The sequence below is a fragment of the Pseudomonas sp. P4_C4 genome (genome assembly GCF_056402055.1).
Map to the genome: position 1 here is coordinate 30951 of NZ_JBFUID010000038.1, position 15094 is coordinate 46044.

At 60.5% G+C, this 15094-nt stretch carries 15 protein-coding genes; 7 read left to right on the forward strand and 8 right to left on the reverse strand.

Annotated elements, in window-relative coordinates:
• Nucleotides 1–23: 23 nt before the first annotated feature.
• The gene (nhaB, locus tag AC1DXW_RS19825; protein WP_477753788.1) at nucleotides 24–1526 is read left to right on the forward strand and encodes a sodium/proton antiporter NhaB; all 1503 of its coding nucleotides are present in this window, start codon (nucleotides 24–26) and stop codon (nucleotides 1524–1526) included.
• 49 nt (nucleotides 1527–1575) lie between these two features.
• Here nhaB and zwf read toward each other — a convergent pair whose 3' ends face one another.
• On the reverse strand, nucleotides 1576–3090 hold the full coding sequence (zwf, locus tag AC1DXW_RS19830) for a glucose-6-phosphate dehydrogenase (protein ID WP_477760358.1): 1515 nt from the start codon (nucleotides 3088–3090) through the stop codon (nucleotides 1576–1578).
• Nucleotides 3087–4067 (reverse strand): phosphogluconate dehydrogenase (NAD(+)-dependent, decarboxylating), encoded by a 981-nt coding sequence (gene gnd, locus AC1DXW_RS19835; protein WP_477753786.1) that lies wholly within the window; start codon nucleotides 4065–4067, stop codon nucleotides 3087–3089. The genes zwf and gnd overlap by 4 nt, the downstream gene beginning before the upstream one ends.
• A gap of 273 nt (nucleotides 4068–4340) precedes the next feature.
• Between gnd and AC1DXW_RS19840 the strand changes: the two genes are divergently transcribed.
• The gene (locus tag AC1DXW_RS19840; RefSeq protein ID WP_108217489.1) at nucleotides 4341–4523 is read left to right on the forward strand and encodes a DUF6026 family protein; all 183 of its coding nucleotides are present in this window, start codon (nucleotides 4341–4343) and stop codon (nucleotides 4521–4523) included.
• 202 nt (nucleotides 4524–4725) lie between these two features.
• Nucleotides 4726–4935 (forward strand): hypothetical protein, encoded by a 210-nt coding sequence (locus tag AC1DXW_RS19845; protein ID WP_007994798.1) that lies wholly within the window; start codon nucleotides 4726–4728, stop codon nucleotides 4933–4935.
• Between the two features lie 76 nt (nucleotides 4936–5011).
• Here AC1DXW_RS19845 and AC1DXW_RS19850 read toward each other — a convergent pair whose 3' ends face one another.
• From AC1DXW_RS19850 to zapE, 3 genes are all read right to left on the reverse strand, one after another.
• Entirely contained in the window at nucleotides 5012–5503 is a 492-nt protein-coding gene (locus tag AC1DXW_RS19850) for a GNAT family N-acetyltransferase (RefSeq protein WP_477753785.1), read from the reverse strand.
• Between the two features lie 118 nt (nucleotides 5504–5621).
• Nucleotides 5622–6203 carry a DinB family protein gene (locus tag AC1DXW_RS19855; protein WP_477753784.1) on the reverse strand — a complete coding sequence of 194 codons (582 nt, stop codon included), beginning with the start codon at nucleotides 6201–6203 and terminating at the stop codon, nucleotides 5622–5624.
• A 26-nt stretch (nucleotides 6204–6229) separates the two neighbouring features.
• Nucleotides 6230–7348, reverse strand: coding sequence for a cell division protein ZapE (zapE, locus tag AC1DXW_RS19860; RefSeq protein WP_477753783.1), 1119 nt, complete (start codon nucleotides 7346–7348; stop codon nucleotides 6230–6232).
• A 158-nt stretch (nucleotides 7349–7506) separates the two neighbouring features.
• Here zapE and AC1DXW_RS19865 point away from each other — a divergent pair, with 158 nt between their 5' ends.
• Nucleotides 7507–8559, forward strand: coding sequence for an aldo/keto reductase (locus tag AC1DXW_RS19865; RefSeq protein WP_477760359.1), 1053 nt, complete (start codon nucleotides 7507–7509; stop codon nucleotides 8557–8559).
• A 114-nt stretch (nucleotides 8560–8673) separates the two neighbouring features.
• Here the strand turns inward: AC1DXW_RS19865 and speB are convergent, their stop codons facing one another.
• Both speB and AC1DXW_RS19875 read right to left on the reverse strand, forming a co-directional pair.
• Nucleotides 8674–9633, reverse strand: a complete 960-nt coding sequence (speB, locus tag AC1DXW_RS19870; protein ID WP_477754227.1) for an agmatinase — start codon at nucleotides 9631–9633, stop codon at nucleotides 8674–8676.
• A 20-nt stretch (nucleotides 9634–9653) separates the two neighbouring features.
• Nucleotides 9654–10745, reverse strand: a complete 1092-nt coding sequence (locus tag AC1DXW_RS19875) for a polyamine ABC transporter substrate-binding protein (protein ID WP_477760360.1) — start codon at nucleotides 10743–10745, stop codon at nucleotides 9654–9656.
• Between the two features lie 101 nt (nucleotides 10746–10846).
• Between AC1DXW_RS19875 and AC1DXW_RS19880 the strand changes: the two genes are divergently transcribed.
• The 3 genes from AC1DXW_RS19880 to AC1DXW_RS19890 all read left to right on the forward strand — a co-directional run bounded on the left by AC1DXW_RS19880 (nucleotide 10847) and on the right by AC1DXW_RS19890 (nucleotide 14165).
• A complete protein-coding gene (locus AC1DXW_RS19880) occupies nucleotides 10847–11740 on the forward strand; it encodes a LysR family transcriptional regulator (RefSeq protein ID WP_477754229.1) in 894 nt (297 codons plus the stop codon).
• A gap of 163 nt (nucleotides 11741–11903) precedes the next feature.
• Entirely contained in the window at nucleotides 11904–13010 is a 1107-nt protein-coding gene (locus AC1DXW_RS19885; protein ID WP_477754230.1) for an enoyl-CoA hydratase/isomerase family protein, read from the forward strand.
• A gap of 3 nt (nucleotides 13011–13013) precedes the next feature.
• A complete protein-coding gene (locus tag AC1DXW_RS19890) occupies nucleotides 13014–14165 on the forward strand; it encodes an acyl-CoA dehydrogenase family protein (RefSeq protein WP_477754231.1) in 1152 nt (383 codons plus the stop codon).
• Nucleotides 14166–14314: 149 nt separating this feature from the next.
• On the opposite strand, the gene AC1DXW_RS19895 is transcribed toward AC1DXW_RS19890, so the two are convergent.
• Complete coding sequence (locus AC1DXW_RS19895) at nucleotides 14315–15088, reverse strand: enoyl-CoA hydratase (RefSeq protein ID WP_477754232.1); 774 nt, start codon at nucleotides 15086–15088, stop codon at nucleotides 14315–14317.
• Nucleotides 15089–15094 lie beyond the last annotated feature (6 nt).

The window sequence follows — 15094 nt, forward strand, 5'->3', positions numbered from 1 at the left end:
CTTCTTAAAACAAGGAGCAGCCGATGTCCGGTTCAATGGCCCAGGCGTTCGCGCACAACTTTCTCGGGAACTCGCCCCGTTGGTATAAGGCCTGCATCGTCGGCTTTCTGATTCTCAATGCCCTGGTGCTGTGGACCGCAGGCCCGGTGGCGGCCGGCTGGCTGCTGGTGCTGGAGTTCATCTTTACCCTGGCCATGGCGCTCAAGTGTTATCCGCTGATGCCCGGCGGCCTGTTATTGATTGAAGCCCTGCTGCTGAAGATGACCACGCCACAGGCGCTGTACGACGAGTTGCTGCACAATTTCCCGGTGATCCTGCTGCTGATGTTCATGGTGGCCGGTATCTATTTCATGAAGGACTTGTTGCTGTACCTGTTCTCGCGTCTGCTGTTGGGGGTTCGTTCCAAGGCCCTGCTGGCCCTGATGTTCTGCTTTCTGTCGGCGTTTCTGTCAGCGTTCCTCGATGCCTTGACCGTGACTGCCGTGATCATCAGTGCCGCCGTAGGCTTTTACTCGGTGTATCACCGCGTCGCCTCGGGTAACGATCCGCGTCTGGACAGCGAGTTCAGCGACGACAAACATCTGCCCACCCTCCATCAGGGTGATCTCGAACAGTTCCGCGCCTTTCTGCGCAGCCTGCTGATGCACGGTGCCGTGGGCACCGCATTGGGCGGTGTCTGCACGCTGGTCGGTGAGCCGCAGAACCTGCTGATCGGCCATGAAATGGGCTGGCACTTCTCCGACTTCTTTACCCGGGTTGCGCCGGTATCCCTGCCGGTACTGGTTGCCGGACTGGTGACGTGCGTTCTGCTGGAAAAGCTGCGCTGGTTCGGATACGGCACGCTGCTGCCGGATAACGTCCGCGCGGTACTGGCCAACTACGCCGCCGAAGACAATGCCGAGCGCACCACACGCCAACGTGCAGCGCTGCTGGTGCAAGGCGTTGCCGCATTGATTCTGATTGCCGGGCTGGCGTTTCACATCGCCGAAGTGGGTTTGATCGGTTTGATGGTGATCGTGTTGATCACCGCCTTTACCGGTATCACCGACGAACACCGCCTGGGCACAGCATTCAAGGACGCCATGCCATTTACCGCATTGTTGGTGGTGTTTTTCGCCGTGGTCGCGGTGATTCACGATCAGCAACTGTTCGCCCCGCTGATCCACTGGGTGCTGGCGCTGCCGGCGGACCAACAACCGGGCATGCTGTTCATTGCCAATGGCCTGCTGTCCGCCATCAGCGACAACGTGTTCGTGGCAACCATTTACATCACCGAAGTGAAGCGCGCATTCATTGCGGGTGAGATGACCCGTGAGCATTTCGAGACGCTGGCCATTGCGATCAATACCGGCACCAACCTGCCTAGCGTGGCGACGCCCAACGGTCAGGCGGCGTTTCTGTTCTTGCTGACTTCGGCGATCGCACCGCTGGTACGCCTGTCTTACGGGCGGATGGTCTGGATGGCGTTGCCGTACACCGTGGTGATGGGTTTGCTCGGATGGTATGCGGTGAGCTACTGGCTGTAACCCCCGGAGCAAAATGTGGGAGCAAGCTCGCTCCCACAGGAGATGCGTGTTATCCGAGGCGGTGCCAGACGCGACTGTCACGGGTGAGCAATTCTTCGCCGGCCTTGGGACCGTTTTCCCCGGCGGCATAGCCCTGCACGCTGGAATCCTGCTGCCAGGCATCCAGGAACGGTTGCACCGCGCGCCAGCCGTTCTCGATGTTGTCAGCGCGCTGGAACAGTGTCTGGTCGCCGGTCAGGCAATCGTAGATCAGGGTTTCGTAGCCGGTGGACGGCTGCATCTCGAAGAAGTCCTTGTAGGCAAACCCCAGCTCGATGTTGTCCATCTTCAGGGCCTGACCGGGACGCTTGGCCAACAGGTCGAACCACATGCCTTCGTTGGGCTGGATCTGAATGCGCAAATAGGTCGGCTGCAACTCGTCGACCTCGGTATCGCGGAACTGCGCATAGGGCGCCGGTTTGAAACAGATGACGATCTCGGTGTCACGCACGCTCATGCGTTTACCGGTACGCAGGTAGAACGGCACGCCGACCCAGCGCCAGTTGTCGATCATGACCTTGAGGGCCACATAGGTTTCGGTATTGCTGTCGGGTGCGACCTTGTCTTCCTGGCGATAGCCCGGCAACGCCTTGMCATCGATCTCACCCGCGGCGTACTGGCCGCGCACCGAGTTGGCGCGGGCCTCCTCCACCGTCCAGGGCCTGATCGCGCCGACGACCTTGGCTTTCTCGCCCCGGACCGCATCGGCGCCAAACGCGGCGGGAGGCTCCATCGCCACCATCGCGAGCAACTGAAACAGGTGATTGGGCACCATGTCCCGCAGGGCGCCGGTGTGCTCATAAAAACTGCCACGGGTTTCCACGCCGACAGTTTCGGCGGCGGTGATCTGCACGTGATCGATGTAGTGATTGTTCCAGAACGCTTCGAACAGGCTGTTGGAAAAACGGCTGACCAGAATGTTCTGCACGGTTTCCTTGCCCAGGTAATGATCGATCCGGTAGATCTGCTTTTCCGTCATCACCTTGAGCAGGCAGGTGTTCAAGGCCTCGGCCGTTTGCAGGTCAGAGCCAAAGGGCTTTTCGATCACGACCCTTCTGAACGCCTCGGGGGTCTCCTCCAGCAAGCCGGCGGTACCGAGGCGGCGTGCCACTTCACTGAAGAAACGCGGTGCGGTGGCCAGGTAGAACACCGCATTGCCGGTTCCGCTGTCGGCGATTTTCGCCGCCAGCGCTTTATAAGTGCTGTCGTCCAGGAAATCGCCCTGGACGTAGCTGATGCCTTTGGCAAGTTTGGACCAGACCGCTGGATCAAGGGTGTGGTCACCCTTGCCAGCCATCTCGTTTCGAATGAAATCTTCGAGCTTTTGCGCAAAGCCTTCATCGCTGATGGCGTTGTGGTCAACGCCGATGATCCGCAGTCCATCCCCGAGTAGCCCGTTGCGCTTGAGGTTATACAGCGCCGGCACCAACAGACGCTTGACCAGGTCACCGTGGGCGCCAAACAGAAACAGCGTCGTCGGTGGTGCGGGCTCAGCCTTGGATTTCCTGCGGATCACATGGGTCATTTTTTCGAGGTCTCCACGTGGCCGCCGAAGCCGAAGCGCTGGGCCGAGAGAATCTTGTCGCCAAAGGTGCCTTGACCACGGGAACGGTAGCGGGAGAACAGCGAGTTCGACAGCACCGGCACCGGTACCGCTTGCTCCATGGCGGCTTCGATGGTCCATTGACCTTCACCGCTGTCGGCCACGGACCCGGAGAAACCGTCGAGTTTCGGATCGCTGGCCAGGGCGTCGGCGGTCAGATCGAGCAGCCACGAGGACACCACGCTGCCACGCCGCCAGACTTCGGCAATGTCGGCGACGTTCAGGTCAAAACGCTGGTCTTGCGGCAGGCTCTCGCTGTTTTTGGTCTTGAGGATGTCGAAGCCTTCGGCGAAGGCCTGCATCATTCCGTACTCGATGCCATTGTGGATCATCTTCACGAAATGCCCGGCGCCAGCGGGACCGGCGTGAATATAGCCACGCTCGGCACGATCGTCGTCAGACTTGCGGTCCCTGGTGCGCGGGATGTCGCCCAGGCCCGGGGCCAGGGTTGCGAACAGCGGGTCGAGGCGCTTAACGGTCTCGGCATCGCCGCCGATCATCATGCAGTAACCGCGCTCCAGGCCCCATACGCCGCCGGAGGTACCGACGTCGATGTAATGCAGGCCTTTTTCCGACAGGGTTTTCGCCCGGCGGATATCGTCCTTATAGAAGGTGTTACCGCCGTCGATGATGGTGTCGCCGGCTTCGAGCAAGGTGCTCAGGGTGTCGATGGTTTCTTCGGTCGGCGCGCCGGCCGGCAGCATGACCCAGACCGCACGCGGCGTGGCCAGGCCAGCGACCAGCGCCGGCAGATCGGTGACGCCCGTGGAGCCTTCTGTGGCCAGGGCTTCGACAAAGGCGGTATTGCGATCGTAAACAACGGTGGTGTGCCCGTTGAGCATCAGGCGCCGCGCAATATTGCCGCCCATGCGGCCCAGTCCAATAATCCCGAGTTGCATGTGCTGATGCTCCCTACTACAAATAAAAGTGTGTCAAAGGTTATAGCCCAACGCGACTCATGAGGTTAGTCCAGAGCGTTGGCGTGAAGTTTCCGGGCATTGTGCCCGATCCTGATGGATAACGTCGGGAATCAAACCGAAGACACAACGACCATGAAAAATAAAAAAGTTCCCTTCGGGGGCAAAAGAAATCAAAATTGGCGCCGATAGTAGATCAGCCGTTGATTTTCGAGGCGGTTCTACAGTTGAGACACGCCATTTGCGAGGTGAGCAATGGGCACAGTACACACCGCACTGCCAGCACAAACCCTTTACGTCACAATCCGTCGTGATGAGTTGCGCCAGTTGAAGGACGAACGCGATCAATTGAAACAGGAGCTGGCGCAGTTGCGACTGCTGCTGCAAGCCAATCAGGTGCAGCCCCTGGCTGTCACGCAACGCGCCCCACTCGCCTGACCCCCCTCCTTTCTAGCGGGAGCAGTCTGCACTGCTTCCGCACCGGCTCGCGACCTTCTCCGAGCAGGCTTCCCGCGTTAGCCATGAAGGTCGTTGGTGAAGTTGATTCCCATTGAACGGATTCGGCGGATAATGCCATTTCGACACTGCTTCATTGATTCATGGACGAAAGGCATCCGACATCTGTAGTGGGAGGCAAACCATGAAACGCACCGCATTGATCCTCGCCGGCCTGATGGCCTTGGGCGCATCCAGCGCTTTTGCCGAAGGCGGAGCCGAACGCATGCGCTATTACTATGAAAGCCTGCGACTGGCCCAGCAACAAGCCTTGGGCCACCCCATCCAAAGCACTGAGCTGCGGGTTCCGGACGATCAAACCGCACAAATGACTGAAACCTACAGACCGAAATGATCCATGGACTTCTGACTGCCAGGGTCACAGAAGACTGTCGGGCGTCCTGATGGACGCCCTTTTTTTGCCTGTTGAATCAGAGGCTCTTGATCCAGAACAGCATCCGTCCATGGGCCGGGTCGAACATGCCGGGGGCGAAACCGGCTTTTTCATAGGCCCCCTGGGCCACAGCGTTGCCTTCCAGCACTTCCAGGGTGAGCTTGCAGCAGCCACGCTGACGGGCGATGTCCTCGACTTTTTGCAGCATCTTCTGGCTCAAGCCCAGGCCGCGAAATTTTTTCACCACCGCCACATCGTGCACATTGACCAGCGGCCGGCAGGCAAAGGTGGAAAACCCCTCGAAGCAATTGACCAGTCCGGCCGGCTCGCCACCGACAAAGGCCAGCACACTGAAGGCGTGGGGACGCCGGGCAAGCTCTGCCGGGAGTTGCGCCAGTACATGGGCTGGCAACGGCTGGCCGCCGCCCATCGGGTCCTCGGCGTAGTGGTTCAACACCAGACAAATAGCCTCGGCATGCACCGGATTGGTGTAACTGGCCTGAAGCACAAGAATTTCTGCGGAGTCCATTTCCATCCTCGATCACACATGAAGTAGCCCCCAGCATGTATTTCACGCTGAAGTGCCCGCTGCACGATAGCGCGAGCACCGTGTTACCGACAATCGCAACCGTGGAATTCTTTGGCGCTCAAGCGCCCCAGATCAAGGCTTCCGTCCATCCCAGCCCGGCAAAATCCTCGGCCCGCAAGTGCGACTCACCGGCGCAGAAAAACTCGTCGAGTTGCGGTGGCTGGACCGAGGTGCCGCTGAGCATGGCGTGTACCTGGCCGCGGTGATGGATCTGGTGTTCAAACAGATGGGACAGCAAGCGCAAGCGACTGTCGTGTTGCGGGGTGTCGCGGGCGATGGTCACGATTTTGCCAAGGTCGGCATCGCGCATCTGCTCGCAGTAGGCGATCAGCCGGCGGTCGACGTGGGCCTGTTCGCCAACGAGGTCCGTCGCCATGAGGCAGGGCTCGTCTTCCTTGAAAAACACCCGGCAATCGGGATGCGGATCGTCGCCGCGCAGTTCCCGCTCCAGGGCGTCCACATAGAACCAGTCACAGGTGAGGATGTGATTGAGCGTGGCGCGGATCGAGGGGAAGAAACTGACCCGGGGTGCGCTCAGTTCCTGCGGGCTCAACTGACGCCAGGCCTTGGCCAGTCGGTGATTGGCCCAGGCGTTCTGATAGGCCATGGTCAGCAAATGGTGTGACAGGGGCTGATTCATGTTCGCTGTTCCCGATCAAATCCTTATCAAACTTCGGCAAACCGTTGCAGTTGCATTTCCTGCAATCGGCTGAGGGTGCGGCGGAACGGGAATTCCAGATAACCCTCAGTGTAAAGCGATGCCATTGGCACTTGCGCTTCAAGGTACAGCGGCACCTTGCGGTCGTAGCATTCGTCCACCAGGGCAATGAAGCGTCGCACCCCGTCGTCGTGCACCGACAACTGCGGCAACTCGCGATCCCCCGCGTCCACCCGCTCGACACCGTCCTCAGTGCCGCGAGCAATGCGCCCGGCGCGTTTCTGCGCGCTGAGGTTGGGCACGTCACTCAACAGAATAGCGCCGTAGGTATCGCACAGGGCGATGAAATCCATGGCCGCGAAGGGTTGCTCGCACAGCGCGGCGTAACGGGTCCAGAGCACAGTCGGGCTGGCCTTGAGCACCTCAAGGGAACGGTAACCGACCTGGATCGAGTCGCTCGATACTGATTGACCGACGCTCAACATCTGGAACACTTCATCCAGCGCGCCGGGCTGACCGGCCTCGGCCACCCAGTAGCGTTGCGAACCGGCTCCCGGATGCAGGCGATGGTCTTCCCCACCATCCACTGCAATTACCTGCATGTGCTGCTTGATCGCCGCGATGGCGGGCATGAAGCGGTCGCGATTGAATCCGTCGGCGTATAACTGGTCCGGCGGCAGATTGGACGTGCAGACCACCACCACGCCCTGTTCGAACATCACCTGGAACAGGCGCCCGAGAATGATCGCGTCGCCGATGTCGTTGACGAACAACTCGTCGAAACACAGAACGCGCACTTCTTCGGCCAATTCACGAGCCAGCGCCTTGAGCGGATCGGCGGTGCCGGTCAGTTGAAACGAGCGCTGGTGCACCCAGCCCATGAAGTGATGAAAGTGCTGGCGCCGCGCCGGTACTTGCAGGCTTTGGTAGAACTGGTCCATCAGCCAGGTCTTGCCCCGCCCTACCGGCCCCCACAGGTACACGCCGGAAATTGGCGCGCGGCCTTCGTGCAGCGCTTCGTGGCATTTTTGCAGGGCCCACACGGCATGTTCCTGGGCCTCGTCCTGGACGAAGCCCTTTTGTTCGATGGCATGCTGCCAGGCGCTTAAGGGGGAATCGATAGTCATGGGCGGCAGTATGCCATTGCGCATGAAAAACGTGACCAGTGATCGGCAGTTTTGTGCAGAGAGGAAAAGCGCCTTGACGCATTAAATTACTAGCATCATATTTAATAGATGTTACTGACAATCTATTAACCTTGTCGCCATCCCTCTGGAGTCATCCCATGCATTACAAAGTTTTCGGTCGTAAAACCGGCTTGCGTGTTTCCGAACTGGCACTGGGCGCCGGTAATTTCGGTACCGGTTGGGGCCATGGCGCCGAGCGCGACGAAGCCAGGCGCATTTTTGATGGCTACCTGGAAGCCGGCGGCAACTTCATCGATACCGCCAATGGCTATCAGGGCGGGCAGTCCGAGGCCATGCTCAGCGAATTCATCGCCGCAGAACGGGATCGCCTGGTCATCGCTACCAAATACACCCTTGGGACTACACCCGCGGCCGGCATTTCCCACACCGGCAACAGCCGCAAGAACATGGTGCGCGCCGTCGAAGAAAGCCTCAAACGGCTGAAGACCGAGCATATCGACCTGTTCTGGGCGCACATGAGCGATGGCGTCACGCCCATGGAGGAGATCCTGCGCGGCTTCGACGACCTGGTCAGTGCCGGCAAGATTCATTACGCCGGGCTGTCGAACTTCCCTGCGTGGCGCATCGCCCGCGCCGACCTGCTGGCCGAGGTACGCGGTTTTGCGCCGATTGCCGCGATCCAGGTCGAGTACAGCCTCGCCGAACGCACCGCTGAGCGCGAACAACTGCCGATGGCCGAAGCCCTGGGCCTGGCCGCGACCCTGTGGTCGCCGCTGGGTGGCGGCTTCCTGACCGGTAAATATCGCAACAGCGCAGGCGACAACCGCGCGAACAAGCTCGGCGTACTGATTCATGCCGAAAAAAGCGCCCGTGAAACTGCCCTGCTCGACACCTTGATAAGCGTTGCCACAGAACTGGACGCCAGCCCCACCCATGTGGCCATTGCCTGGCTGCGGGAACAGGCCAAACGCTCGACCACGGCGCTGATTCCGATCCTCGGTTCCCGGACTCGTGAACAGCTGGACGCCACGTTGGGCGCGCTGAATGTGCAGTTGAGTGCTGAGCAACTGGCACGACTCGATAGCGTCAGCGATGTGGCCAAAGGCGTGCCGCACGAATCCATTTCCGGTTCGTCCGAAAGGTTCAGCGGTGGTCAGACCCTCGACCTGCCAATCGTTCCAGTGGCCTGACACCGCCAAAACTGTAGGAGCGAGCCTGCTCGCGATGAGGGCGGAACATTCAACATCTATGTTGGCTGAACGACCGCTATCGCGAGCAGGCTCGCTCCTACAGGGTTAGGCGTATTACCGATCGACCTTATGTTTTGCCGCATACAGACACAGCATCTCCATCGCCAGTGTCGCCGCCGCCAGTGATGTAATCTCTGCGCTGTCATAGGCCGGGGCCACTTCCACCACGTCCATGCCCACCAGATTGATCCCGCGTAGACCGCCGAGAATTTCCAGCGCCTGCACCGTACTCAAGCCGCCACACACCGGTGTTCCGGTGCCCGGAGCAAACGCCGGATCGAGGCAGTCGATGTCGAAGGTCAGGTACACGGGGTTGTCGCCGACCCGCGCCCGAATCGCCTCGACAATCGCTTCGCAGCCACGACGATGCACCTGCCGCGCGTCGAGCACTTGAAAGCCTTGATGATCATCGTTGGTGGTGCGCAAGCCGATTTGTACCGAACGTGACGGATCGACCAGCCCTTCCCTGGCCGCGTGCCAGAACATGGTGCCGTGATCGATGCGCTTGCCCTCTTCGTCCGGCCAGGTGTCGCTGTGGGCGTCGAAGTGGATCAGCGACAACGCCCCGTGCTTGCGGGCATGGGCCTTGAGCAGTGGATAGGTGATGAAATGGTCGCCGCCAAAGGTCAGCATCGCGCTGCCGGCGTCGAGGATGCGCTCGGCGTGGGCCTCAATCATTTCGGGCGTCGACTGCGGCGCGCCGTAATCGAAATCGCAATCGCCGTAGTCGATGACCGCCAGGTGATCGAACGGATCAAACGTCCATGGCCAGTGCCGTTCCCAGGCGATCCCGGCAGAGGCGGCACGAATGCCCCGTGGTCCGAAGCGTGCGCCGGGGCGGTTGCTGGTGGCCGTGTCGAACGGCACGCCACTGACGGCCACATCAACGCCACGCAGGTCACGACTGTAGCGTCGACGCATGAAGCTGGTAATGCCGGCGTAGGTACTTTCGGCGGCCGTGCCGTAAAGGCTGTCACGGGTAAGGGCTTGATCGTTCTGCATCGGGACGTCCATTGAAGGCTCCTTCTCTTTTCTTATTGGCGGCTACGGAAAGTGGTCCACAAACGGGTGCGCTGGCGCATGTCCTTGAGGCTCATGCTGCGGTCGGCGTAAAGCCGGTCACGCACATCGGCGGGTGGGTAAATGTCCGGATCTGTGCGCACTGCCTCATCCACCAGCGGCGTGGCGGCCTGGTTGGCGGTGGCAAAAAACAGCGTGTTGGTCAGCGCCGCGACGGACTCGGGGCGCAGCATGAATTCGATGAACTGGCGGGCAGCCTCGGGGTGTGGCGCGTCCTTGGGGATCGCCAGGTTGTCCTGCCACACGATGGTGCCTTCCCTGGGAATCCGGTAGGCGATTTCAAACGGTTTGTTGGCCTTGCGCGCCTGGTCGGCGGCCATGCTGGCGTCACCGTTGTAGGTCAGCGCAAGGCAGATGCTGCCATTGGCCAGATCGTTGATCTGCCGCCCGCTGGCGACGTAAAGCACCGAGGGTTGCAACTGATGCAATAACGTTTGGGCCGCGTCGAGATCGCTCTTGTCGGTGCTGTAGGGATCCTTGCCCAAATAATGCAAGGCCAGGCCGATCACTTCCTGTGGTGAATCAATGACCGCGATGCCACAGTCCTTCAGCTTGCTGGCGTATTCCGGTTTGAACAGCAGGTCGAGGCTGTTGAGCGGTACATTCGGCAGGCGTTTCTTCACCTCCTCGACATTCATCCCGAGCCCCAGGGTGCCCCATGTATAGGGCACGCCATAGCGATTACCGGGATCTACCGCCGCCATCTTCTCCAACAGATCGGGATCAAGATTGGCGTAGCCCTTCAGGCCCTCATGGGGGATGGCCTTGAGCGCACCTGCCGCCAGGCCGCGCGCCAGCACACTGGACGACGGGACGACCACGTCGTACCCGCTGCCACCGGTGAGCAGCTTGGTTTCCAGTACCTCCGGCGCATCGAAGGTGTCGTAGCGTACATGGATGCCCGTCTCCTGCTCGAACCGTTGCAGGGTTTCAGGAGCCACGTAATCGGCCCAACTGTACAGATTGACCACCTTGTCCTCGGCCTGGGCCGAAGCGGCAACGACGAGCAACAGCGCGGGTAAACACAGCTTGAACATGGGAGCCATGACGAACACCTGACCAGAGGAAGTGGTTGCAGGATGCGTCGTCGGATACATTGGTGAAATACCAAGTTAATTAACCTGACTTTATGACGGAGTAATGTTTGATGCTCGGCCAACTGCATGATCTGGATCTGCAATTGCTACGTCTGTTTGTCAGCGTGGTGGAGTGCGGCGGCTTCAGCGCAGCTCAGGGCGAGTTGGGGTTGAGCCAGTCGAGCATCAGCCAGCAAATGGCCAAACTGGAAACCCGCCTTGGCTATCGCTTGTGCAGTCGCGGCAAGGGCGGATTCAAGATCACTCCCAAGGGCGAGCAATTGCTCAGCGCCACCCGTGGACTGTTCGAGTCCATCGAAGCCTTCCGTCATCAATCCAACGGCGTGGCCGGACGCCTGATCGGCGAAGTGCGTCTGGGCCTGTCCGAAGCCCTGGATCAATCGGTGCTGCAACGGGTGGCCGAAGCAATCCGGCGCTTCCGTGAGCGGGACGAGTCGGTGCGTATCGAGCTGATCAGCGCCATGCCCGGCGAGATGGAACGCCTGCTGCTGCAACAGCGGCTGGACCTGGCCATCGGCTACTTCTCGCAAGTACAAAGTGCGTTTGACTACCGCGAACTGTTCATTGAAACCCAGCACCTGTATTGCGCCCCCGGCCATCCAATGTTCACCAACGCGAACCCGATCGATCAGGACCTGCAGGCCAGCGACCGGGTCGATCACCCCTACCGTTTCCTGCGCAGTGACGAACCCTTTCAGGGCAAGCGGTGTTCGGCACGTTCGGAGCAAGTCGAAGGCACCCTCGCCTTCATCCTTTCCGGTAAGCATGTCGGTTATTTGCCCAGCCACTTTGCCCGTGGCTGGGAAGACAAAGGTTTGCTCAGGGCCGTGCGCCGAGGCGATATGAGTTTCGATGTCGCGTTTCATCTGGCCCGGCATCGGGCTCAGGTAGCCGGCGATGCGCAGAAGGCGTTCGAAGAGGATCTGCTCGCGGCGTTTGCCTGAATACGCGTTGGTCTACGCTGAAACAGTGCCGGTCATCACCATGCAAAAATGCGCAGACAACCTGCACTTATCCGGGTTGTACAAGGCAAATTTGCACTGATACGATCCGTCATCGCTCGCGCGCGAGCATCTCGATAAAGACAATAAAAGCAGGGAGTTAGTGATGACTGCTCAGGTTTCATCGAAGGGGACGCAGTTCATGGATGCCATGCACAACGATGTGCTGGCCGAAGTGCGCAACCACATTGGTCATCTGACCCTCAACCGCCCCGCCGGCCTCAATGCCCTCACCCTGGACATGGTGCTCAACCTGCACCGCCAGCTCGACGCCTGGGCCCAGGACTCGCAAGTGCATGCCGTGGTCTTGCGTGGTGCCGGGGAAAAAGCCTTCTGTGCCGGCGGCGACATTCGCTCGCTGCATGACAGCTTCAAAAGCGGCGACACCCTGCACGAAGATTTCTTCGTCGAGGAATACGCCCTCGACCTCGCGATCCACCACTACCGCAAACCGGTGCTGGCCCTGATGGACGGTTTTGTCCTCGGCGGCGGCATGGGTCTGGTGCAAGGCGCAGACTTGCGCGTGGTCACCGAAAAAAGCCGCCTGGCGATGCCGGAAGTCGGCATCGGCTACTTCCCGGACGTCGGCGGCAGTTACTTCCTGCCGCGCATCCCTGGTGAACTGGGGATTTACCTCGGTGTCACCGGGGTACAAATTCGCGCCGCCGATGCGCTGTATTGCGGTCTGGCCGACTGGTACCTGGAAAGCGTCAAGCTGGGCGCCCTGGACGAAAAACTCGACCAGCTCGAATGGCACGACACGCCGCTCAAGGACCTGCAAGGCCTGTTGGCAACACTCGCCGTGCAGCAACTGCCAGATGCGCCACTGGCGACCTTGCGCCCGGCCATCGACCACTTCTTCGCCCAACCCGATGTGCCGAGTATTGTGAAGCAACTGCGTCAGGTAACGGTCGCCGACAGCCATGAGTGGGCGGTCACCACCGCCAACCTGCTGGAAACCCGCTCGCCGCTGGCCATGGCCGTGACTCTGGAAATGCTCCGTCGCGGACGCGAGCTGCCACTTGAACAATGTTTCGCCCTTGAACTGCATCTGGACCGCCAGTGGTTCGAGCGCGGCGACCTGATCGAGGGCGTGCGCGCCTTGCTGATCGACAAAGACAAGACACCCCGCTGGAACCCGCCCACCCTCGAGGCACTGGACGCCGAACACGTGGCGAGCTTCTTCAGCGGGTTTGACCAGAGCGAGAGCTGAGCCATGCACGATATCGAATTGAGCGAAGAGCAAGTCATGATCCGCGACATGGCCCGGGATTTTGCCCGTGGCGAAATCGCGCCCCATGCCCAGGCCTGGGAAAAGGCCGGCTGGATCGATGACGGTCTGGTGGCGAAGATGGGCGAACTGGGCTTGCTGGGCATGGTTGTGCCCGAGGAATGGGGCGGCACCTATGTCGACTACGTGGCCTACGCCCTGGCGGTAGAAGAGATTTCCGCGGGCGACGGTGCTACCGGCGCCTTCATGAGCATCCACAACTCCGTGGGCTGCGGGCCGGTGCTCAACTACGGCAGCGAAGAACAGAAACAGACCTGGCTGGCGGACCTGGCCAGCGGCAAGGTCATCGGCTGCTTCTGCCTGACCGAACCCCAGGCCGGTTCCGAGGCACACAACCTGCGCACCCGCGCCGAACTGCGCGACGGCCAGTGGGTGCTCAACGGCGCCAAGCAATTCGTCAGCAACGGCAAGCGGGCCAAGCTGGCGATTGTGTTTGCCGTGACCGATCCGGATTTGGGCAAGCGTGGCATCTCGGCGTTCCTGGTACCGACCGATACCGCCGGTTTTATCGTCGATCGCACCGAACACAAAATGGGCATCCGTGCTTCCGACACCTGCGCGGTCACTCTGAACGACTGCACCATCCCCGAGGCCAATTTGCTGGGAGAACGCGGCAAGGGTCTGGCCATCGCCTTGTCCAACCTCGAAGGCGGGCGAATCGGCATCGCAGCTCAAGCACTCGGCATTGCTCGCGCGGCGTTCGAAGCGGCGCTGGCCTACTCCCGTGATCGGGTGCAGTTTGGCAAGACGATCAATGAACACCAGAGCATCGCCAATTTGCTGGCCGACATGCACATGCAGTTGAACGCCGCGCGGTTGCTGATCCTGCACGCCGCGCGCCTGCGCACGGCCGGCAAACCCTGCCTGTCGGAGGCGTCACAAGCCAAGCTGTTTGCCTCGGAAATGGCCGAGAAGGTGTGCTCGTCCGCCATTCAGATTCATGGCGGCTATGGCTACCTGGAAGATTATCCGGTGGAAAAATACTACCGGGATGCGCGGATCACGCAGATCTACGAAGGGTCGAGCGAGATTCAGCGGATGGTGATTGCCCGCGAACTGAAGAACTACCTGGTGTGAAGCCCTGTAGGAGCGAGCTCGCTCGCGATGGAGGTCAACGATGACGCGGGGCACCTGAATCAACCCGGTGCCCTCAGGTTTTTCGTCGGATCGCCGCCCGGAGCAAGCTCGCTCCTACAGGAGCAGGCTTGCTCAAAATGGCGTTAACATCACTTGCCTTGGAACTCGGCGTCCCGCTTGGCAATGAACGCCGCCATCCCTTCCTTCTGATCCTGCGTGGCAAACGCCGCATGGAACACCCGACGCTCAAAGCGCACGCCTTCGGCCAGGCTCACTTCAAAGGCACGGTTGACGCTTTCCTTGACCATCATCGCAATCGGCAACGACTTTTTGGCGATCAACGCCGCGACTTTCAGCGCTTCATCCAGCAACTCATCGCTCGGCACGATCCGCGCCACGATGCCGCAACGCTCCGCTTCCACGGCATCGATCAGGCGCCCGCTCAGGCACATCTCCATGGCCTTGGCCTTGCCCACGGCGCGGGTCAGGCGCTGGGTGCCGCCCATGCCCGGCAACACCCCGAGGTTGATTTCCGGCTGACCGAATCTGGCGTTGTCGCCGGCCAGGATGAAGTCGCACATCAGCGCCAGCTCACAGCCGCCACCCAGGGCGAAACCGTTGACCGCCGCGATGATCGGCTTGCGGCGGTTGGCTACGCGGTCGCTGTCGCTGAACAGGTCGTCGAGGTAGATCTGCGGATAGGTCAGCTCCGCCATTTCTTTGATGTCGGCACCGGCGGCGAAGGCTTTTTTCGAACCGGTCAGGACGATGCAGCCGATGTTCGAGTCAGCCTCGAAGCCATCGAGGGCCTGGTTCAGTTCGCTGACGATCTGTGCGTTCAACGCGTTCAGCGCTTGTGGACGGTTGAGGGTGATCAGGCCAACGCGGCCGTGGGTTTCCAGCAAAATCGTTTCGTAGTTCACAGATTC

Bases quoted from the DNA above. Each gene is read 5' to 3' on its own strand.
- nhaB (WP_477753788.1), top strand. From the start codon at position 24: ATGTCCGGTTCAATGGCCCAGGCGTTCGCGCACAACTTTCTCGGGAAC.
- gnd (WP_477753786.1), bottom strand. From the start codon at position 4,067: ATGCAACTCGGGATTATTGGACTGGGCCGCATGGGCGGCAATATTGCG.
- AC1DXW_RS19840 (WP_108217489.1), top strand. From the start codon at position 4,341: ATGGGCACAGTACACACCGCACTGCCAGCACAAACCCTTTACGTCACA.
- AC1DXW_RS19845 (WP_007994798.1), top strand. From the start codon at position 4,726: ATGAAACGCACCGCATTGATCCTCGCCGGCCTGATGGCCTTGGGCGCA.
- AC1DXW_RS19850 (WP_477753785.1), bottom strand. From the start codon at position 5,503: ATGGACTCCGCAGAAATTCTTGTGCTTCAGGCCAGTTACACCAATCCG.
- AC1DXW_RS19855 (WP_477753784.1), bottom strand. From the start codon at position 6,203: ATGAATCAGCCCCTGTCACACCATTTGCTGACCATGGCCTATCAGAAC.
- zapE (WP_477753783.1), bottom strand. From the start codon at position 7,348: ATGACTATCGATTCCCCCTTAAGCGCCTGGCAGCATGCCATCGAACAA.
- AC1DXW_RS19865 (WP_477760359.1), top strand. From the start codon at position 7,507: ATGCATTACAAAGTTTTCGGTCGTAAAACCGGCTTGCGTGTTTCCGAA.
- speB (WP_477754227.1), bottom strand. From the start codon at position 9,633: ATGGACGTCCCGATGCAGAACGATCAAGCCCTTACCCGTGACAGCCTT.
- AC1DXW_RS19875 (WP_477760360.1), bottom strand. From the start codon at position 10,745: ATGGCTCCCATGTTCAAGCTGTGTTTACCCGCGCTGTTGCTCGTCGTT.
- AC1DXW_RS19880 (WP_477754229.1), top strand. From the start codon at position 10,847: ATGCTCGGCCAACTGCATGATCTGGATCTGCAATTGCTACGTCTGTTT.
- AC1DXW_RS19885 (WP_477754230.1), top strand. From the start codon at position 11,904: ATGACTGCTCAGGTTTCATCGAAGGGGACGCAGTTCATGGATGCCATG.
- AC1DXW_RS19890 (WP_477754231.1), top strand. From the start codon at position 13,014: ATGCACGATATCGAATTGAGCGAAGAGCAAGTCATGATCCGCGACATG.